Consider the following 20,337-nt stretch of genomic DNA (forward strand, 5'->3'; position numbering starts at 1 on the left):
TCTTCTTTTCCCACTTGTCGTCTATGCCGTTTTGATTGGTGTCAAATTGATCCTCTCTCTGTTCTTCTACGACACCAAAGGCCGAGTATATCCCCCAACCTCATGTTCCGTGTTGATATATCTTCCCGAGCCTTGCTCTACTTCCGCAACAATTCTTGCATCGATAGCGCCGCGACGCGGGTAGGTAGCTCCCGCTTGTTGCAGAATGCTTTTCAGTAACGGTTGGTTAGCAGGTTTTACACCGGAATTAACGTAATCATCAAATGCTTTATTGGAAGTACCGTGATTTACCCCCGTACTGTCCGCCGAAAGATACGGCTTGCTTACTAAGTTCGTCATTTGGTCACCGCTGCTGTCACCGGAAAATTTCACAGTATCAGAGGACTCATTCAGCAATCCAGTAAGCTCCCCGTTGATTCGGTTCCCGGCGATGTAGAAGCCGCCAAGCTTCTTGGACTCTCCAGCATCAATAACCCTTTGAGTCACGTTATCTCTTGTACCTGGACCGGCAATTTCGATATTATTCATAAAATTAGTAAAGGTAAAACCCCCGCCATAAGTACCGTTAAAGCCCCAATTATAAATTACGTTGTTGGAGAACTGAACAACTGCGACATGCTCTGCATCCGCAGCACCTGCATAACCGCCGCCCAGCCTTGGGTTGCGCGAGGTGTGGTTCGCGTACAGATTGTGATGGAACGTTGTTTTATCTCCGCCTGAAATACCGCCATAGCCATGTCTTCCTTTGGTATGCCCGGACAGAGTCAGACTTTCCGAAATCATGGACCACTGGATTGTACCGTTTTCGCCTCTGTATAACGATAAGGTTTCATCCGTGTTCCAGCTGAAGGAACAATGGTCAATAAGGAAGTAGTTGTTGTCCCTGCCCCAAAGCGCATCCATTGAATCGCTGCCGCTAAATACATTGGTGGCACCCGGACGGAAAGAGATATAGCGAAGAATGATGTTTTCTGAATTGCTGATATCGGTATCCCAGCCTGCAATCGTGATTCCGTTGCCTGGGGCGGTTTGCCCGGCAATGGACAGGTTTTTGATATTGTTGAGCCGCAGGGTGCTTTTCAGTTCAATCGTTCCGGAAACATGAAAAACAATCGTACGCCCCTCTATAGGCGTAGATACAATCCCATACCGAAGCGACCCTTCAATCGGTTTGTCATTGACAGCGTAATCTTTGAGGGTGGTTACGATGTATACATCGCCCCCCCGGCCACCGCTGGTATAGGCGCCGCCACCTTCTGCGCCCGGAAAGGCAATAATAGAGGCACCTGTAAAAATCTTGTCTCCATCTGCCTGTCCTGAGGCATCAAGAGGCTGGATTCCCAAAAATGAAAACGCTACCGAAATACTCGTGAAAACGGCTAAAACCTTGTTGAATCTTTTACTCCTTCTGTTCATCTTTTGACGTATAACATGGATGCAGCCCTATCTTGAGGCAGTGCTCCTGTTATACTTCCTCCTTTCAGTCAAATGTTGTGGGTACGTACGTGATTTTTTGTTTCTTTTTACTGCAACAAGCAGACTACTGCTAATACTTTAAAACTTTTAGGCCGCATTTACCTGCCAAAAAGAAATTATTTTGTGCCAACTATTGCTCTTGGTTCTTGCGCAGATGAGCAAATCCATATTATGTTCTTAGTATTGCAGAAATTTCACTGCTTGGTATTCCGTGACGATAGGGAGGAAGATATGAATATTAAATATCAGCATCGTGACCAGGCGTTTCATTCCTTTATTTCAACCAATAACACCTATCCTCTTCATCTGCATAAGAATGTAGAGATCACGATGGTTTTGTCCGGCAAAATCAATATCAGCATCAATGGACAAGATTATGTTTTGTCTGAGGGGGACATGGCGATCATTTTTTCCAATCAACCTCACAGCTACAAAACGATAGAGAAGAACCAGATCCTGCTGATCTTTTTCGATGCCACATTTCCGGGGGATTTCACGGGGGAGTTGTTTAATCATGTCCCGGATAACCCTGTGATCCCCAAACATCAGATGCTTCCGGGCCTGCTGACAACCTTGTATACACTATATAAAGAACAATGTGACAATCGTTTGCTCAAGGCTTACACCTCTGTAGTACTAGGGCACGCTTTGCCATTATTGTTAATGAAAAAAGTAGACTACAAGAAAGAAATAGACCTCATTCCCAAAATTCTTGCATATATCGACATTCACTTTTTAGATCATATAGATCTGGATACGCTTTCAAAAGAGCTTGGCATCAGCAAATTTATTATTTCCCGCATCTTTTCTGAACAGTTCCACATCTCTTTTCGGGATTATATTAATGGACAGCGGGCAGCCTTTGCCCACATGTTGCTGTTATCGACTACCCATCCGGTCACTGATATCGCGTTTGATTCCGGATTCAACAGTTTGCGCTCTTTCTATCGTGTTTTTAAAAAGGAATATGGAATAACCCCTAATGAATTCCGGCGAAAAGTATCCGAGGATTGAAAAAAGATTGTTGCCTAGGCGAATAGAATATGTGTTGAAGAAGAACGTTTAAACATGACGATGATAAACTTCTGAAGAGAAGGATGAACTAAGCCGCATTTACGCTACCTAGAGCGTGACTTCAAACTGGAAGAGTTCTGGGGAAGCAGGGAATTTAGTATTGAAAGTAGGGTCCCTAAAGCCCGCAGCGGGTTCGTGTACTCGTAACGGACTCAGGAGACGCTATGGAGAGTAAAACCCCTGTTTATTCTCTTATGCGGACCCAGGCGACCTTATCAGCTCTGCATTCTATCTGAAAACAGCTATCAGGGAGAAATAACTGCACTGGAGTCCGTTGTCCTACTGTAACAGGCTAAAAGCTCCAGATAAGTGCAACTTGGTCCGTTTGTGCTCAAAGCGAGAAATACACTTTCCGGACGCACACACACGCCTTCGGAAGAAGAGCGAAGTCTCTGAAACCCCGAGACGTAAGCCTCCGCCCAAAAAACTACCTATTGGCGAAATGCTTTTCTCCGCGTATGATCAGAAAATGGTACTGTACCTATGATTACTTGGGCATACAGCAGCGGTTTTGGCGGAGAAGCGGTTTGAAGACACGCCCTAGTGAAATGAGAGGCAGAAGTGCACTTGAATCTGCCGGACACGGACTACATACAAAAATGATCGAATCAGCTAAACAAAAGAGCAGTCCCACATACGTAGTGGAGACTGCTCTTTTTGTCCGAACTATAATTAGGCTGATGCCTTAAAGCTTGATTAGATCTTCAACACGCCGCCCTTGCTGGCGTTGGTAACAAGCTTGGAGTAGCGGGCCAGATAGCCGGTTTTGACTTTCGGCTCGAACTCTTTCCAGCCGCTGCGGCGGACTGCAAGGACTTCTTCCTCAACCAGCAGTTCGATCTTGCGGTTGTTGAGGTCCAGCTCGATGATGTCGCCATCTTCGACAAAAGCGATCGGACCGCCTTCAGCTGCCTCCGGAGAGATATGGCCGATGCTGATGCCGCGGGACGCGCCCGAGAAGCGGCCATCGGTGATCAGGCCGACCTTGGCGCCAAGACCCATGCCGACGATCTGCGAAGTTGGTGCAAGCATTTCCGGCATGCCGGGACCGCCCTTCGGTCCTTCATAACGGATAACCACGACATGGCCCTCCTTGACTTTGCCGTTCGCGATGCCTTCCAGCGCTTCTTCCTGAGAATCGAAGCAGATTGCCGGGCCTTTATGGTAGCCGCCTACAGAGGCGTCAACGGCACCGACCTTGATGATGGAACCTTCCGGTGCAAGATTTCCGTAAAGCACGGACAGACCGCCAACCTCGGAATAGGGGTTGTCCAGCGTATGAATAACCGAGGTATCTTGAATCTCATGTCCACGGACATTTTCAGCCAGCGTTTTGCCGGTAACGGTCATACAGTCACCGAAGATGGCGCCCGGTTTCTTCAGCAGCTCGTTCAGCACGGCGCTTACGCCGCCTGCCCGGTCTACATCCTCGATGAAGATATCGGAGGCCGGAGCCAGTTTGGCCAGATAAGGCACGCGGTTCGCTACTTCATTGATGCGTTCCAGCGGATAGTCGATGCCTGCCTCCTGAGCCAGTGCCAGCGTATGCAGTACGGTGTTGGTGGAGCCGCCCATCGCCATGTCCAAAGCAAAAGCGTTGTCCAGCGATTCCTGGGTCACGATGTCGCGCGGTTTGAGATCCAGCTTGATCAGCTCCATGAGCTGGGTTGCCGATTTGCGGACAAAATCTCTGCGTTCTTCCGCTACAGCCAGGATTGTACCATTGCCCGGCAGCGCCAGTCCCATCGCTTCCGCAAGGCAGTTCATCGAGTTGGCGGTGAACATGCCCGAACAGGAGCCACAGGTCGGACAGCCGAATTGTTCAAGCTCCAGCAGCTCAGCATCATTGATCTTGCCGACCTGATGGGCGCCTACGCCTTCAAATACAGAGGTAAGGGATAACTTCTTGCCTTTGCTGTCTACGCCGGCCTTCATCGGGCCGCCGCTGACGAAGATAGTCGGGATGTTGACGCGCAGTGCGCCCATCATCATGCCCGGGGTGATTTTATCACAGTTAGGAATGCAGACCATGCCGTCGAACCAGTGGGCGGAAACGACGGTTTCCAGCGAGTCGGCGATAATCTCGCGGCTTGGCAGCGAATAGCGCATACCGATATGGCCCATCGCAATCCCGTCATCTACACCGATCGTATTGAATTCGAAGGGAACGCCGCCAGCTTCACGAATGGCTTCCTTAACAATTTTGCCGAACTCCTGAAGATGCACATGACCCGGAACGATATCAATATAGGAATTGCAGACCGCGATAAACGGCTTGCCGAAATCCTCCTCTTTTACTCCGGCTGCCCGCAGGAGACTGCGGTGTGGAGCCCGGTCAAAGCCTTTTTTAATCATGTCTGAACGCATTTTCTTGGCTGCCATAATGAAATTCCCCCCCTGAAAAGTTTGTTAGTTTCAGCTTCCGTGAATGTATCCAAGCTCACTACGGAAGTTTTTGCCTGGTGTCGTATAGTGTCGCATTAACGCATCACAATCCCAAAAGCTGCGTGTCTGCGGTTTATAGATAGAACGGGGTCCAGCTTCTTAAAGGAGAAGTAGGGCGAAGCCGTTTCTATAAAAAATAAGACCGATTAAGCTTAAACGGTAAGCTGCCATGAATAGCAGCCAGCCATTGTTATTAGTGAGTCTATCACAAAAGGCCTCTTTTTTCTACCGGACAATGTGAAGTTTGTCGGATGACGCAATGGGCCGGGGGGCGCAGAAAAAGCCTATCCCCGGAGGAGGAGGATTTATTTGGAAGTGCATCCAGAGGGGATTATAATCCGGAAGAAGCTGAGGGACAAGCGGAATTGTATTTTCCTTCCACTCTAGACAACTTAAGGAGACCTCAGTAAGATGGTACTTAGCTTTTTATGGGAGGTGCTGGAAGATCCGGGATTGTCCATCATATCACTGAGGAGGAAAGAAAATGTCACAGCGCACAACCTTTTTTAATCCGATTGCAGCAAGCTCAGCTGACCCGTGGGTATTCAAACATACCGATGGCTGCTACTACTTCATGTCTACCCGCTCCAAAGGTCTGGAACTCACCCAATCCAGTACTTTGACCGGGCTTGCGGAAGGCCGCAAGAAATTAATCTGGTCTCCCGCACCGGGAGGCAGCTACAGCTACAACCTGTGGGCGCCGGAGATTCATCACTTGGATAACAAATGGTATATCTACTACACCGCCAATGACGGCGGGGGCGATGAGTCGCGCCGAATCTGCGTGCTGGAGAATGAACAGTCTGATCCGCTGGAAGGGGAGTGGGTGTGGAAAGGCGCGCTGCAGACACCTGTTCCTGGCTTGGATGGTACGGTGATGAGATTGCGGAATGAGCTGTATTTCCTGTATGCCGGATATGGCCATTTCCCTGAGTACGGATCAGCTGTTTACATTATGCGGATGAGTGATCCCTGGACGGTTGCAGGAGAACATCGTCTGCTCACCGCTCCAACCTTGTCTTGGGAGAAACAAGGCGGTATGGCCATTAACGAAGGTCCGGTGATCCTGCAGCGCAACAGCCGCATTTTTCTGGTATATTCGGCGAGCACAACCTGGTCTGAGGATTATGCACTGGGTATGCTCACAATGAGCGAAGCTTCTGATCCTATGGAACCGCCATCATGGGAGAAATCGATGCTGCCTGTTTTTTGCAAAAGTGTGGAGAACGGGATTTATGCTACCGGACATAACAGCTTTACCCGATCACCCGATGACCGGGAGGATTGGATCGTCTATCATGCCCTTCCTGCCGCTGGAGCGGATGTATCTTTGCGGGCAACCCGGATCCAGAAATTCGGGTGGAAGCCGGATGGAACACCGGATTTCGGGGTTCCCTATAGCGATACTCATGCCTTGACCGTCCCGTCGGGTGAATAAGTACTGAGGATCAAACAAATATAAAATCAAGATAGAAAAGGCCATTTGTTACAATAATACTGTAACAAATGGCCTTTTCATGCGAATTGAATTCCAAAAAAAATTCTGCCGTAAATAACGGATTTAACGGCTGGTTATCAAGCTTAATCAGGTGTTGAACAGGTTTTTAAAACCCTTTTGCACTCGAATAGGAGTCTGGTAGGCCGGATTATTTGTTTAATTGAGAATTAAAACATTACAAAAATATTGTTTGAAAGCGTTGACAATGAAGATCAACATCCTTATAATTCGACTTATGATACAGAAAAATTGTATCAATCACATGATTTTTATGTCTGATCATTTTACAGGTAAAAAGGGAGCAATCGGTATGGTGCAAAGGAGCGTGGTTTCAAACGTTGGGTTCGCCTAAGATATTGCGGAACTTATTTTATAGTGGGAGGTTAAGTATGAAGAACAATACAAAGCGTCTGTTAAGTCTTTTATTTGTATTAGTACTGATCATTTCGACTGTAACAGCATGCAGTGGCAATAAGGCAGAAGATGGGGCCGGAAATAGCAGTAACTCCAACAAAGAGAACACATCCAATGCACAAGACCCGGTTGCTTTTAAAGATATCAGCGGAGACATACGCGGTAATAAAGCGCCCACCCAGGAGCAAACCGACGAAGTGAATCATTCCTTGAATGATACATACCTCGGCGACGTTTATGATGAAGTGATTCCAAGCGATTATTCAGCTTATCCTGTTAAAGGAGACGTTGTTCTGGATGTCTGGATGCCTGCAAATTCCAATATCCCGGATATGAACAATCATGTGGTCCAAAAACAGGTGGAGCAATTAACAGGAATCAAGGTGAATTTCATCACGCCGCCAATCGGCCAGGAAGCCGACGCCTTTACTTTGATGATTTCTTCGGGTGATCTACCAGACATTATCATTGAGCCGGGACGTTATCCGGGCGGTCTGGAAGCGGGTGTAAATGACGGCGCTTATATCGATCTGACAGATCTGATGGAAAAAAATGCACCGAACTATACGAAATGGCGCAATTCCGATGAATCGAGAAGAAAAACTACAGTCACTGATGACGGCAAGCTGCTGGGCTTTTACGGGATCGCCCCGTATTCCGAATGGACCTGGTTTGGAACGTTGATTAAGCAGGAGGCGCTGGACAAAACAGGGCTTGAAATTCCGAATACGATTGATGAATGGCATACCTTTTTGACCAAAGCAAAGGAAGCCGGCTACAAAGCACCGCTTAATTACGGATCCTCTTACGGTCAAATCTTTACCGGCATCATTAATGGTGCATATGGAGTATGGGATTGGACCTTCCTCGATAAGAACGGCAAAGTGGCCTGGGGACCGGCACAGCCGAAAGCCAAAGAATACCTGTCGACCATGCAGCAATGGAACAAAGAAGGACTGCTTAACCCGGATTGGGCAACGGCCGACTTTAACCAAAGAATGGCAAGCGCTATTTCGGGGGACACCGCTGTGATGATGGATTCTCCGGATACGATGTGGAGCTACTGGAAAGAGCAGAGCAATATCGATTTTGTGGGAGCGCTGAATCCGGTTCTGAACAAGGGGGATAAATCCGCCACTACGTACAAGAATTTTAAAAGGGCAGGGACTGAAGCTGCGATCACTACCCAAAGCGAGAATGTGGAAGCGGCAATGGCCTGGCTCGATTTCAATTTCAGCAAAAAGGGCTGGGAACTGATTAACTTTGGCGAATACGGAAAGGTACATCTGATAGATGAAACGGGAATGCCTTATTATCCGGAGGACAGTTATATCTATAAGGACCCTGAAGGTCAGCCGGTATCGACTACTTTATATAAATACCGCATGCATAGCTGGCCGAATATCCGTGATGAGCATCATGCCAACCCGCTGATCGCCACCAAAGGAAGCTACTCCGGCGATATCCGGAAATTCTGGACTGAAAATATGGATACCAGCATGGCAATGCCGCCGATTTCCTTTACCAAAGATGAAGCCTCACGGGAAGCCGAACTTGGCAACCAGCTGTCGACACTCCGTGGAGAGTATTTTGCAAAAATCATAATGGGTGAAATGCCGGTTGATGCCTATGATAAATTTTTGAAGGAAGCTCAGAGTATGGGACTGGACGAATTTTTAAGTATCCATCAGGCAGCCTTGGATCGATATAACAAACGATAGGTGGTTGTTTCATGATCCAAAAGGATTTGAAGAAGAACTGGTTTGTCTATCTGTTGGCTGTTCCTGTAGTTGCATGGTTTCTGATCTTCTGCTACGGGCCTATGTGGGGAGTTCTGATCGCCTTCAAGGACTTCAAGCCCTTGCTGGGGTTTAGCGAGAGCGACTGGGTAGGGTTTAAGCATTTTATTGATTTTTTCCAAGGCCCGTATTTTTGGAGAGTCGTTAAGAACACCCTGCTTTTGAATGTTTGGGGGATCGCCTTCGGATTTACCGCCCCGATTATTCTAGCTTTAATGCTGAATGAAATCCGCGGGGCCAAGTTTAAGAAAACCGTTCAAACCATTACCTATATGCCTCATTTTATTTCACTGGTGGTTGTATGCGGGATCATTCATATTTTTGCCGCAGATGAGGGGATCATTACACAAATTCTTCAATTTATAACCGGAAAAGAGTACTCCTCACTGCTTGGCTATTCTTCTTTCTTCCGGCCGATTTATACGTTCTCCGGCATTTGGCAGAGCATCGGCTGGGACAGCATCATTTATCTCGCCGCGATGAGCTCCATTGATACTTCATTATATGAAGCGGCTGAAATTGATGGCGTAGGACGGATAAAGAAAATGTGGCATATTACGCTGCCTCAGATCAGTCCGGTCATTATCATTCTTTTTATTTTTGCAATCGGCGGGTTAATGTCTTCCGGTTACGAAAAAATTATCCTGCTGTACAATCCTCTGATCTACGATACTGCTGATGTCATTGCATCCTATGTTTACCGCCGCGGCTTAAGAGAAGCCAGTCTCAGTTATTCTACGGCTGTGGGATTAATCAGTTCGATCGTTAACTTCGGGCTGCTGTGGATGACCAATAGAATAGCCAAACGCAGATCCGAGGTCAGCTTATGGTAAGAAAGAGGGACAGCCATGAAAGATAACCTGCAGCCTAAAAAGAAAAAAATCAGGAAGCATAGATCCACAGGGGACAGAATATTCGATTTCACCCTGTATGCCTTATTAACCGCATTAACGCTGGTGTGCTTTTATCCTATCCTGCATATCTTGTTTGCTTCCGTCAGTGACCCGGGCTCCTTAGTGGCTCATAAAGGAATTTTGCTGAGACCGCTGGGATTCACTTTGGACGGCTATAAGCTGGTGTTTAAAGACAACAGTCTGATCAACGGGTACAAAAACACGATTATCTATGTAGGGTTAGGCACGTTAGTCAATATGATCATGACCATACTGGGTGCCTATGTGTTATCCAGGAGAAATTTATACTTCAAAAGCTTCATCATGATCCTGATTACGATCACCATGTTCTTTGGCGGCGGGCTGATTCCCTGGTTCTTATTAATGAAGGATATCGGCTTATACAATAATTTGTGGGCCATGATTTTGCCAAGCGCTTTAAGCACATGGAACATCATTATCTTACGGACCAGCTTTCAAGCCATTCCGCAGGAATTGGAAGAAGCGGCTACGATTGACGGGGCGAGCCAGGCCCATATTCTAACGAAAGTCATTCTGCCCTTGTCCAAAGCTACACTGGCCGTAATCTTTTTATACTACCTTGTCGGGAATTGGAACTCCTGGTTTAATGCGATGGTGCTGCTAAAAGACAGAGAGCTGTTCCCGCTGCAGTTATTAATGAAGGAAATATTAGTAGCCAATGACGCTACTGCAACCTCGATCGGCAGCGCAGGCGGGGTAGTTATCGACAGTGCGCAGAGCCAAACGGCTTTCCGCGAACTCGTTAAATATTGTGCGATTGTCGTTTCTACGCTTCCTATATTAGTGGTATATCCATTCCTGCAAAAATACTTTGTTAAAGGGGTTTACGTAGGTTCGATTAAAGGATGAGGCAATAGACTATATAAAATGAAATAGAAATTAATAAACAGGAGTGAAGTACACCATGTTGCCAGAGGCAAGCAATACACAAGTTCCGCGTCCGGAGTATCCAAGGCCCGAGTTTCTCCGCAAAGAGTGGCTGAGCTTGAACGGAGAATGGGATTTTAGTTTTGATGATGAACGGGTTGGTGAGGATGAACGATGGTACCTGGCCGATGCCCCCGCTTTATTTACAGAAACCATCCAGGTGCCCTTTGCGTTTCAGAGCAAGCTGAGCGGCATTGAAGATCCCTCTTTTCATGATGTGGTGTGGTATAGAAGAAGCTTCGAAGTCCCGGAGGCTTGGGACGGCAAGCGGCTTGTCCTTCATTTCGGTGCAGTGGATTATTTGGCAAAGGTCTGGGTGAACGGGCAACTGGTGGCGTCACATGCAGGCGGTCATACGCCGTTTCAGGCAGATATCACACCGTCGCTGATTAAAGGAAGCAACACGATTGTGCTGCGGGCGGAAGATTTCAGCCGGGATGTAACCTTGCCGCGGGGCAAGCAATACTGGCTGGAACAGTCCGCTGCCATCTTCTATACCCGGACGACCGGAATCTGGCAGAGTGTCTGGATCGAACCGGTGTCAGCGGTACATCTGAGCAAAACTAGGCTGACGCCTGACATTGACCGCAATGAAATCCGCATCCGGACGTTCCTCCAGGGGTTTAAGGCTGCAGAGGAGCTTAAACTTCGCATAATGGTATCGTATAGCGGTGAAGTGGTTGCGGAAGATCAATACGCGATCAGGAATGCCGAGCAGCATCGGACCCTCGGACTGGGTGATTTTACGGATCATGGTCTTGGACGCCTATGGAGCCCCGAACATCCGAATTTGTATGACATTCAATTCGAGCTGCTTCGGAATGGCGAGGTAGTCGATGAGGCTGCGAGTTATTTCGGCATGCGCAAGGTGTCTATTGAGGACGGCAGGCTGTGCCTGAATAACCGCCCGTATTTCCAGAGACTGGTGCTGGACCAGGGATACTTCCCGGAGGGAATTCTAACCGCGCCTACGGACGAAGCCTTGAAACGTGATGTAGAACTGGCGAAGGAAATGGGATTTAACGGAGTAAGAAAACACCAGAAGACAGAAGATCCCCGTTTCCTGTACTGGTGCGACAAGCTTGGCCTGCTCGTCTGGAGTGAAGCAGCCAATGCCTATGAATATTCTGAAGAGTATGTCCGGCGGTACACCAGCGAATGGCAGGAGATTATTGAGCGGGACTATAATCATCCAAGCATCGTGGCCTGGGTTCCGCTGAATGAGAGCTGGGGAGTTCCCAATGTCCAGATTGATACACGCCAGCAGCAGCACGGACTGGCAATGTATCATTTAACAAAATCTTTGGATGAGATGAGACCCGTTATCTATAACGATGGTTGGGAGCATATGACTACGGATCTGGTAACCATTCACGACTATGAAAGTCGCCAGGAAGTGCTGGAAGAAAGATATGCCACGGCAGAATCCGCCGTGAATGCGATGCCGGCGAACCGCAAAATATTTGTCGGCGGAGCTTCCTATCAAGGCCAGCCGATTCTCGTATCGGAGTTTGGCGGGATTGCCTTCAAGAAAAGCGACTGGGAGGGCTGGGGTTATTCGGGAGCAGAGAATGAGGAGGACTTCCTGATTAAGCTTAAGGCAGTGGTGGACCCGATGTTCACTTCACCGGTGATTCAAGGCTACTGCTATACCCAGCTGACAGATGTCGAACAGGAAATCAATGGGTTGCTCACTTATGACAGAACGCCCAAAGCGCCGCTTGAAGCCATTCGCAATATTATGATGTTTATCCATAATAAATAATATTTCACAAAAGGAGCTACACAATGGCACATCTACCAACGCTTCCCCGTCCTGAATATCCCCGTCCCGACTTTGTCCGTCCCGAGTGGATCAATCTGAACGGTCAATGGCAATTTGAGATTGATCATGGCAAAAGCGGAAAAGAACGCGGTTACCATGACAAAGGACATGATCTCTCGGGAACGATAACGGTTCCCTTCTGTCCGGAAAGCAAGCTGTCCGGCGTAGAATATACAGATTTTATGGCAGCCGTATGGTGTAAACGGGAGTTCACCTTGCCGGTGAACTGGACCAATGGCAGAACGCTGCTGCACTTTGGTGCAGTTGATTACATGGCGGAGGTATGGGTTAACGGAGTCTCCGTAGGCACGCACCGCGGCGGGTACACTCCGTTCAGCTTTGATATTACCTCCAATCTGTTGCCAGGCGGAAATGTCATTTCCGTCTATGCTGAAGACGATGTCCGTTCCGGGCGCCAGCCGCGGGGCAAACAAAGTGAAATGTTCCACTCGCATGGCTGCGACTACACACGTACCACGGGGATCTGGCAGACAGTTTGGCTTGAGCAGGTGCCCGACGTTTATTTGTCGGACATGAAGGTTGTCCCCGATCCCGACAATGCTAGCGTGCATCTCGAAGTCAAGGTGCACGGAAATGTATCGGGAGGCACACTTACCGCTTCTGCTCTGTATGACGGCAGATCCGTTGGGAAGACCCGTGTCCTTGTCTCGGGACACTCCGTAAAACTTACCCTTCCGCTCTCGGAGGTTCACCTGTGGGAGGTTGGCAATGCCAGACTGTATGACCTGAAGCTGTCCCTGCATACACAGGGCCGGGAGAGCGATACCGTCGATTCTTATTTTGGCCTCAGAACCGTATTACTGGATGGAATGAAATTCCTGATCAACGGAAAACCGGTGTTTCAGCGTCTTGTGCTGGATCAGGGATTTTATCCGGAGGGGATCTATACCGCTCCAGGCGATGAGGATCTGCGCAAAGATATCGAAATCTCCATGGGACTGGGCTTTAATGGTGCGAGACTTCATGAGAAGATTTTCGAGCCGCGGTTTCTGTATTGGGCTGACCAATTAGGGTATCTGGTATGGGGAGAGCATGCGAATTGGGGGCTGAATATCACTGGAGCGGAGAGCTTGGCCCAATTTCTGCCAGAATGGCTTGAGGGCATGCAGCGGGATTACAATCATCCTGCGCTGATCGGCTGGTGTCCTTTTAACGAGACCTGGGACAGAGACGGCACCAAGCAAAATAACGATGTGCTGCGGATTGTATACGAGGTTACGAAACGAATGGACCCGACGCGTCCTGTAATGGATACAAGCGGCAATTTCCATGTGGTGACGGATATTTTTGATCTGCATGATTATGATCAGAACCCGCAGACCTTCCGGGAAAGATATGAACCGATGAAGGATGGCGGAGAAGTGTTCAATACCTTCCCGGACCGGCAAACGTATGAAGGCCAGCCTTATTTCATCAGCGAGTACGGCGGAATTTGGTGGAATCCGCAGCAGAAGGACGAGAAGTCCTGGGGTTATGGGGACCGGCCGGCAACTGAAGAAGCGTTTATTGAACGCTACGAGGGACTGACCCAGGTTCTGCTGGATCATCCGATGATGTTCGGCTTCTGCTATACCCAGCTATATGACGTGGAGCAGGAAGTGAATGGCCTGTATACCTATGACCGGCAGCCGAAATTTGATCCCGAAGTGATTCGCCGCATTAATTCGCGCAAGGCAGCCATCGAAGAGTAGAGCCTTCTAACATCATCCGAAAGGAACGTGAAGGGTTATGAAGGGAAATGTCCGCAATAAGTGGCTGCTGGCCATAGGCGTACTCCTTATTCTTCCAATGGGTCAGGAGACATATGCCGTCCCCAGCCATAACAACTTCTACAACGTAGTCATGCAGGATGGAGCGGACCCGTGGGTTTATAAGCATACAGACGGGTTCTACTATTTCACCAAAACAACCGGCGGGAATGTTACCCTCTGGAAGTCCGCCCAGCTGACTACGATAGATGCTGCTCCCACTAAGGTTGTGAATACAGGCGGCAGCGGCATATGGGCGCCTGAGCTGCATTATATTAACGGGGCTTGGTACATCTACTACGCGATGGATGACGGAGACAATGTGAACCACCGGATGTATGTCATGGAGAATACCTCCGCCGATCCGACAACGGGAACCTGGCAGTTTAAGGGCCGGATCACAGATGCGGCCGACAAATGGGCTATAGACGGCACTGTGCTGCAAGTGAATGGCGAGCTGTATTTTATCTGGTCGGGCTGGGAGGGCGATGTCAATGTGCGGCAAAATCTCTACATTGCCCATATGAGCAATCCTTGGACGATTGATTCCGGGCGCGTAGAGATTTCAAGACCCACCCATAGCTGGGAAACCAACCATTCCCCGCATGTAAATGAAGGCCCGCAGGTGATCGTGCGCGGGGGTGTCATCAGTCTGGTCTATTCGGCAAGCGGAAGCTGGACCGATGATTACTGTCTGGGACTGATCACAGCGGACACATCCAGTGATCTAATGAATCCCGCATCATGGGTTAAACGCAGCCAGCCTATATTCAGTTCAGCAAACGGACTTTACGGGCCGGGGCATCATTCGTTTACTACATCTGTAGACGGCACGGAGGACTGGATCGTCTACCATGCCGCCAAATACAGGGGAGCCGGATGGAACCGCGAGGTTCGCACGCAGCCCTTCAGCTGGAATGCCGACCAGACGCCTAATCTCGGTGCTCCCGCAGATCCTGATCACCCGATTGCTTTGCCCTCCGGCGAAGCCCCTCATTTCCGTTATGAAGGGGAAGAGGGGATATTTGGTGGAGAGGCTTATGCCTCAGCCAGTCCTAAGGGCTCGGGAGGTCTTAAAGCGGGTCATCTGGATACAGCGGCGAGCTACGTGGAATTTTCAGTTCGGGCGGCATCTGCAGGCGAATATATTCTTTTGGCCCGGACGGCGAACGGAACGGCTGGCGGGAATTGGTCCAATCTTCAGCTTAGTGTCAATTCAGGACCTTCCAGCCCGTTTTACATCACCAATAAAGGCTGGGAGAACTGGGGGCTGTCCACAGCCCGGGTACAGCTGAAGGCAGGACAGAACAAGATCCGGTTTGCGAAAGGCGAAGGATACGGAGAAATTGATTTCATTGATATCAAACCTGTGAACAGCAGACTTAATTGTTTTTCAATTCATTAAGAAGTAAGATAAGTATAATGATTAGGAAATAAGGAGAGCTGAATTGTGCTGGAACTTAGCTTAAATGACCCGGACAAACTGGTCACGGTGACCCATGCCTTATCCACCCGTTCCAGGGTTGATATTCTTCGGCTCTTAAACTCTAAAAACTTAAATATTATCGAAATAGCCGAGAAGCTGAAGCTTCCGGTTTCGACGGTAGCGAGCAATATCAAAGTATTGGAAGCGGCTGAGTTAATTCATACAGAATTAGTTCCGGCCTCCCGCGGGGCGATGAAAGTCTGCAGCAGGAATTACGATGATCTCCACATTGCCCTCAATCTGAAAGAGCCGATGCCGACGGGAGTAACCCATGTCTATGAAGTAGAGATGCCGATCGGCCATTACAGCGATTGTGAGGTATCTCCTACATGCGGGATGGCGAATAGCGAGGGCCTTATTATTAAAGAAGATGAACCGTCGAGCTTTTATCACCCCAAACATGTCAACGCACAGCTGATCTGGCTCCGCAAAGGGTTCCTGGAATATTTGCTGCCTATGGATGTCCCCTCCGGAGCGCGGATTGAATCGCTTGAGCTGTCTATGGAGATGTGTTCCGAAGCTCCGAATTATGATCAGAACTGGCCTTCGAACATATCCGTATGGGTGAATGGTTCAGAGATCGGCATGTGGACCAGTCCCGGTGATTTCGGTGACCGGCGCGGCAAACTGAATCCGAATTGGTGGTGGGATGGATCCACGCAATACGGGTTTCTCAAGACCTGGCGTGTTGACCATGAAAAGACAACGCTCGATATGGAGAAGGTGTCGGGTGTTACCTTAGATGATCTTCTGATTAACCGGAGCCCCAAATTGCGGCTGCGCATTGGAATCAACCCCGATGCTGTTCATCAGGGCGGTTTGAACCTGTTTGGCCGCCAATTTGGAGATTACGAACAACATATAATAATGCATGTGAAATATACGATGGAGCAGGATGAAGCAAACCTGTAGCTCTATCTACTCTCCATCATCAAGGGGGTGTCTCAAAAGCCGTGAATGAATTGGCTTGAGACACCCCCTTTTATTGTTGCGAAAGATCATAGGTAAAAGCTTGAGTGGGCGTTCTGTGAATGTTCACTATTCAATAAGGAAAATAACAGCTGTGCGTATCGTTAGAAGACGGAGCTTGCTTCCTCTATAGCACGCTAGAGTCAGGGGGTGCGGCGCAGGGCGGTCCGCTGCAGGGTGATCATCCAGTCGACAGAAGGCTCGACAATCGGGTGAAGCAGGCGTTTTACCCCGGGCTGGGCCAGCAGCACCGTAGAGAGGATTGCGCAGAGCAGCAGAAGAGCTGTCCCGGCGGCGTTGCCGATATAGGCGTAGACTCCTGAAATAGCGGCCAAACGCACGATAAAGCCATGCAGCAGAAAGACATAGAGTGTGCGGCGGCCCCAGTCAGTCATACGGCTAACCTGGTAAGGCACCCAGCCCAGAAAAGCCAGGGAAGCGGTGATTTGCAGAGCGTAGACAGCCAGCCGGTACAGACCCGCATACCATTCACCTGCCCCAAGCTGCATATAAGTCATGCTTCCGTACAGCCAGCCCATTGGAAACCCGGAGCCCAGTACTGCCAGGAGGGCAAAAATCAGGACAGAGAATGCGGCTGCGGCAATTTTGACATACTTCTGAACCCATTTGGCAAAGGTACTGAAGGAAAAGTGATAGCCGATTACGAAGAAGGGTAAATATACGAAGGTGCGGCTGATGCTGAACCAGACCCCGTCAAGCTGCAAATATCCGACGGCTACTCCCGCGGCTACGGCGAAGGCGATTTGTGCCGCTCGGGACCATTTGCCCATCCCCAGCATCAGGAGACGCCAGCAGGCGTGACTGGCCAGGAACCATAGGAGCAGATAAGGGGCGAAGAAGGAATGATGGATATTGGATACATGGAAGAGGGAAACGTCCAGTGCTGAGTATAGGCTTTGAAAAATAAGATATTGCATTGCGATCTGCAGCAGCACCTTGCGGCCTGCGGACCCCGTGAGGCTCTTTCTGGCGAAATAGCCGGTTACGAGCACGAAGAGCGGCATATGAAAGCTGAAGATCCACAGATAAAGACTGTGCATTCCATCCATGCGGCTAATTAAAGGTTCAATGGCGTTGCCTACAAATACAGTAACAATAAGCATGAAACGCAGGTTTAGGAAAAAAGTTTCTCCGCGCGTTTCCAGCGTGTTTTCCCTGGTCATGACCTAACCTCCAAATTATGCACTGTGGAAATTACTTTAATTTTAAAATACAAGATTTTCGGAGAATAAATTGTGAAATACATCACAATGGTAAGCGCTATCACAAGACTCAATTGTGGCGATGTGTTGAAGGTTGTTTGATTTACTTGATTCCTCTATAATTTTTGTATGCAGTACCCGGGAGTGAACACTATTGAAAAAAAGAATCACCAGACGCAGCATCCTCATAGCACTGCTTTTGTTTTTAATTGTGGCGGGGTTGCTCTTGTGGAAATACTTAACTCCTTATACTCCGGCGGAGAAGGCCGAGTCTGCGCTAGTTTCCGCCGGAGGTGTGTCTGTTGAGCAGAACGACAACTGGATCTCTTTCGAGCCCACGGTCATTCTGGGGACGGCAGTGATTTTTTACCCCGGTGCATTGGTGGAAGCGGAGGCTTATGCCCCGCTGGCCAAACGGATTGCCGCTGCCGGGCATCCATTCTATATAGCCCGGATGCCGCTGAATCTCGCGGTCATCAAGGGCGATGCCGCAGATGAAATCATCCGCGTGCATCCCAAGCAGTCTTTTGTGCTCGGCGGTCATTCGCTGGGCGGTGTGATGGCGTCCCGTTATGCGTCAGAGCATCCGGATCAGCTGAAGGGTGTTTTTTTTCTCGCTTCCTATCCAGATGAGAAAGGCAGTCTGAAGGACACTACATTGTCCGTATTATCCCTGCTCGGTACGGAGGATGAGGTTGTTGACAGGGACAAATACAACGAGGGACGTTCCTATCTGCCGGGCAATACGGTGTATTTCTCGATTCTGGGCGGAAATCATGCCCAGTTTGGAAGTTATGGGCCACAAAAAGGTGACGGTACAGCAACGATTACCGAGGATGATCAGCAGGCCCGCACAGCACGAACGATGCTGGACTGGATGGGAAACCTGCGGTAACGTGCTAGTCATCATGGCTATAGATAGATGAGAGGAGATGTATGATGCCACTGCTGCATGTAAAGGATCTCTCCGTGCCTTGCCAAGGCATATTGTTTGACAAGGATGGAACACTGCTCGACCTGCTCGCCACTTGGGGAAGCTGGGCGGAGGAGGTGCTGCTGGGTCTCGGCAATGAGCTTGCCCTTACTGGCACCGGATCGCATGTTGATCTGTCCAAGGTGCTTGGCACATCTCATAATGCTGAAGGTAAGGTAATAGGCTATGATCCCGCCGGACCTCTCTCTATGGCAACTACGGAAGAGAGTTATGGCATTCTCGCGTGGCAGCTGTACACTGCCGGAGTTCCCTGGAATGAGGCGCTGGTCCGTGTGAAGGCCATTGCCCAGGGTGCGATGAATGGAATGCGCGGACGCCGCACAATCGAGCCTTTGCCGGACCTGCTGCCGTTCTTGCAGCAATGTGCCGATGCTTCCTTGCAGCTGGGTGTAGTTACATCCGATGGTGACAAGACCACAGGTGAGCAGCTGGACTTACTTGAAATAACCGGTTACTTCCATACTATTGTCACGAGGGACCGGGTTTCCAATGGCAAGCCGGATCCGGAGATGGCCGAAACCGCTTGCCGGGAACTGGGCTTGCTGCCGGAGCAGACTGTTATTATCGGTGACAGCAATGCGGATATGCAGCTCGGCAAAGGTGCGGGCTTGCGTCTATCGGTCGGCATCTCTCCTGCCGGAGCAGCTGGACATCTGCAGGATGCCGACATTGTCGTTTCCGGCTTTCATGAGCTCCGCATTACCTGCTAACAAATAACTCGTGGAAAGGGTGCGTGTGCAGACTATGGATTCATTGCAAACTTTGGCTTCCTGGATTAAGGACAGCGGAAACATCGTTTTTTTTGGAGGAGCCGGAACATCCACGGAGAGCGGCATTCCGGACTTCCGCTCAGCGGCGGGTTTATACCAGACTGAGCATAACTCGCCTTATCCGCCCGAGGTGATGCTAAGCCGCAGTTTTTTTATGTCCTCGCCGGACATTTTTTTTGATTTCTACCGCAGCAAAATGATTCACCCGGAGGCAGAGCCAAACGGTGCCCATTTATTGCTGGCAGAGCTGGAGCGGCAAGGCAAACTGAAAGCGGTCATTACGCAAAATATTGACGGGCTGCACCAGCTGGCCGGCAGCCGTGTGGTGCTGGAGCTGCATGGCTCTATCCACCGCAATCATTGCATGGGCTGCAACCGTTATTACGGTCTGGAGCAGGTGATTCAGTCTGCTGAACGGGCGCCCCTCTGCCCGGAATGCGGCGGCATCATCAAGCCGGATGTTGTGCTCTATGAGGAACAGCTGGATCATGATGTGCTGGTTGGGGCGGTCGCAGCAATTGCGGCTGCGGACTTGCTTATTATCGGCGGCACTTCGCTGACCGTTCAGCCAGCAGCCAGCCTCGTCACCTACTTCCGGGGGCGGCATACGGTGCTGCTGAACCGTGACCCGACACCGTATGACCATAGGGCGGATCTGATAATTACCGACCGGATCGGGAAAGTGATGGGAGCCGTTCAGGACCAGCTCTAAGAATCTTATAGATCTCACATC

Annotated in this window: 15 protein-coding genes; 12 read left to right on the forward strand and 3 right to left on the reverse strand. The window is 49.5% G+C overall.

Annotated elements, in window-relative coordinates; genetic code table 11:
- Window positions 1-66: 66 nt before the first annotated feature.
- The gene (locus NSS79_RS08695; RefSeq protein ID WP_342439038.1) at window positions 67-1,344 is read right to left on the reverse strand and encodes a hypothetical protein; all 1,278 of its coding nucleotides are present in this window, start codon (window positions 1,342-1,344) and stop codon (window positions 67-69) included.
- Window positions 1,345-1,707: 363 nt separating this feature from the next.
- On the opposite strand from NSS79_RS08695, the gene NSS79_RS08700 reads away from it, so the two are divergent.
- Window positions 1,708-2,490 (forward strand): AraC family transcriptional regulator, encoded by a 783-nt coding sequence (locus NSS79_RS08700; protein WP_342439039.1) that lies wholly within the window; start codon window positions 1,708-1,710, stop codon window positions 2,488-2,490.
- A gap of 756 nt (window positions 2,491-3,246) precedes the next feature.
- On the opposite strand, the gene ilvD is transcribed toward NSS79_RS08700, so the two are convergent.
- Window positions 3,247-4,932 carry a dihydroxy-acid dehydratase gene (ilvD, locus tag NSS79_RS08705; RefSeq protein WP_342439040.1) on the reverse strand — a complete coding sequence of 562 codons (1,686 nt, stop codon included), beginning with the start codon at window positions 4,930-4,932 and terminating at the stop codon, window positions 3,247-3,249.
- A 547-nt stretch (window positions 4,933-5,479) separates the two neighbouring features.
- Between ilvD and NSS79_RS08710 the strand changes: the two genes are divergently transcribed.
- From NSS79_RS08710 to NSS79_RS08745, 8 genes are all read left to right on the forward strand, one after another.
- Entirely contained in the window at window positions 5,480-6,433 is a 954-nt protein-coding gene (locus NSS79_RS08710) for a glycoside hydrolase family 43 protein (RefSeq protein ID WP_342439041.1), read from the forward strand.
- Window positions 6,434-6,882: 449 nt separating this feature from the next.
- Window positions 6,883-8,628, forward strand: coding sequence for an extracellular solute-binding protein (locus NSS79_RS08715; protein WP_342439042.1), 1,746 nt, complete (start codon window positions 6,883-6,885; stop codon window positions 8,626-8,628).
- 11 nt (window positions 8,629-8,639) lie between these two features.
- A complete protein-coding gene (locus NSS79_RS08720) occupies window positions 8,640-9,539 on the forward strand; it encodes an ABC transporter permease subunit (RefSeq protein WP_342439043.1) in 900 nt (299 codons plus the stop codon).
- A gap of 15 nt (window positions 9,540-9,554) precedes the next feature.
- Window positions 9,555-10,490 carry a carbohydrate ABC transporter permease gene (locus NSS79_RS08725; protein WP_342439044.1) on the forward strand — a complete coding sequence of 312 codons (936 nt, stop codon included), beginning with the start codon at window positions 9,555-9,557 and terminating at the stop codon, window positions 10,488-10,490.
- Between the two features lie 55 nt (window positions 10,491-10,545).
- Entirely contained in the window at window positions 10,546-12,333 is a 1,788-nt protein-coding gene (locus tag NSS79_RS08730) for a sugar-binding domain-containing protein (protein ID WP_342439045.1), read from the forward strand.
- Window positions 12,334-12,356: 23 nt separating this feature from the next.
- The gene (locus tag NSS79_RS08735; protein ID WP_342439046.1) at window positions 12,357-14,105 is read left to right on the forward strand and encodes a sugar-binding domain-containing protein; all 1,749 of its coding nucleotides are present in this window, start codon (window positions 12,357-12,359) and stop codon (window positions 14,103-14,105) included.
- A gap of 37 nt (window positions 14,106-14,142) precedes the next feature.
- Window positions 14,143-15,567, forward strand: coding sequence for a family 43 glycosylhydrolase (locus NSS79_RS08740; RefSeq protein ID WP_342439047.1), 1,425 nt, complete (start codon window positions 14,143-14,145; stop codon window positions 15,565-15,567).
- Between the two features lie 45 nt (window positions 15,568-15,612).
- A complete protein-coding gene (locus tag NSS79_RS08745) occupies window positions 15,613-16,560 on the forward strand; it encodes an ArsR family transcriptional regulator (protein WP_342439048.1) in 948 nt (315 codons plus the stop codon).
- A gap of 200 nt (window positions 16,561-16,760) precedes the next feature.
- Here the strand turns inward: NSS79_RS08745 and NSS79_RS08750 are convergent, their stop codons facing one another.
- Entirely contained in the window at window positions 16,761-17,801 is a 1,041-nt protein-coding gene (locus NSS79_RS08750) for a fucose 4-O-acetylase (RefSeq protein ID WP_342439049.1), read from the reverse strand.
- A gap of 193 nt (window positions 17,802-17,994) precedes the next feature.
- Here NSS79_RS08750 and NSS79_RS08755 point away from each other — a divergent pair, with 193 nt between their 5' ends.
- From NSS79_RS08755 to NSS79_RS08765, 3 genes are read left to right on the forward strand one after another with little or no spacing between them, the layout of a single operon-like run.
- The gene (locus NSS79_RS08755; protein WP_340893854.1) at window positions 17,995-18,735 is read left to right on the forward strand and encodes an alpha/beta fold hydrolase; all 741 of its coding nucleotides are present in this window, start codon (window positions 17,995-17,997) and stop codon (window positions 18,733-18,735) included.
- A 41-nt stretch (window positions 18,736-18,776) separates the two neighbouring features.
- Window positions 18,777-19,544 (forward strand): HAD-IA family hydrolase, encoded by a 768-nt coding sequence (locus tag NSS79_RS08760; protein ID WP_342439050.1) that lies wholly within the window; start codon window positions 18,777-18,779, stop codon window positions 19,542-19,544.
- 34 nt (window positions 19,545-19,578) lie between these two features.
- Window positions 19,579-20,316, forward strand: a complete 738-nt coding sequence (locus NSS79_RS08765; protein WP_038588204.1) for an NAD-dependent protein deacylase — start codon at window positions 19,579-19,581, stop codon at window positions 20,314-20,316.
- The last annotated feature ends 21 nt before the right edge of the window (window positions 20,317-20,337 follow it).

The sequence above is a fragment of the Paenibacillus sp. FSL L8-0436 genome (assembly GCF_038593025.1).
GTDB lineage: Bacteria > Bacillota > Bacilli > Paenibacillales > Paenibacillaceae > Paenibacillus_AQ.

What these genes read in the sequence shown, in the direction of transcription:
- ilvD (WP_342439040.1), bottom strand. Translation starts at nt 4,932, where the DNA reads ATGGCAGCCAAGAAAATGCGTTCAGACATGATTAAAAAAGGCTTTGAC.
- NSS79_RS08740 (WP_342439047.1), top strand. Translation starts at nt 14,143, where the DNA reads ATGAAGGGAAATGTCCGCAATAAGTGGCTGCTGGCCATAGGCGTACTC.
- NSS79_RS08760 (WP_342439050.1), top strand. Translation starts at nt 18,777, where the DNA reads ATGATGCCACTGCTGCATGTAAAGGATCTCTCCGTGCCTTGCCAAGGC.
- NSS79_RS08765 (WP_038588204.1), top strand. Translation starts at nt 19,579, where the DNA reads ATGGATTCATTGCAAACTTTGGCTTCCTGGATTAAGGACAGCGGAAAC.
- NSS79_RS08700 (WP_342439039.1), top strand. Translation starts at nt 1,708, where the DNA reads ATGAATATTAAATATCAGCATCGTGACCAGGCGTTTCATTCCTTTATT.
- NSS79_RS08710 (WP_342439041.1), top strand. Translation starts at nt 5,480, where the DNA reads ATGTCACAGCGCACAACCTTTTTTAATCCGATTGCAGCAAGCTCAGCT.
- NSS79_RS08725 (WP_342439044.1), top strand. Translation starts at nt 9,555, where the DNA reads ATGAAAGATAACCTGCAGCCTAAAAAGAAAAAAATCAGGAAGCATAGA.
- NSS79_RS08750 (WP_342439049.1), bottom strand. Translation starts at nt 17,801, where the DNA reads ATGACCAGGGAAAACACGCTGGAAACGCGCGGAGAAACTTTTTTCCTA.
- NSS79_RS08730 (WP_342439045.1), top strand. Translation starts at nt 10,546, where the DNA reads ATGTTGCCAGAGGCAAGCAATACACAAGTTCCGCGTCCGGAGTATCCA.
- NSS79_RS08735 (WP_342439046.1), top strand. Translation starts at nt 12,357, where the DNA reads ATGGCACATCTACCAACGCTTCCCCGTCCTGAATATCCCCGTCCCGAC.
- NSS79_RS08720 (WP_342439043.1), top strand. Translation starts at nt 8,640, where the DNA reads ATGATCCAAAAGGATTTGAAGAAGAACTGGTTTGTCTATCTGTTGGCT.
- NSS79_RS08715 (WP_342439042.1), top strand. Translation starts at nt 6,883, where the DNA reads ATGAAGAACAATACAAAGCGTCTGTTAAGTCTTTTATTTGTATTAGTA.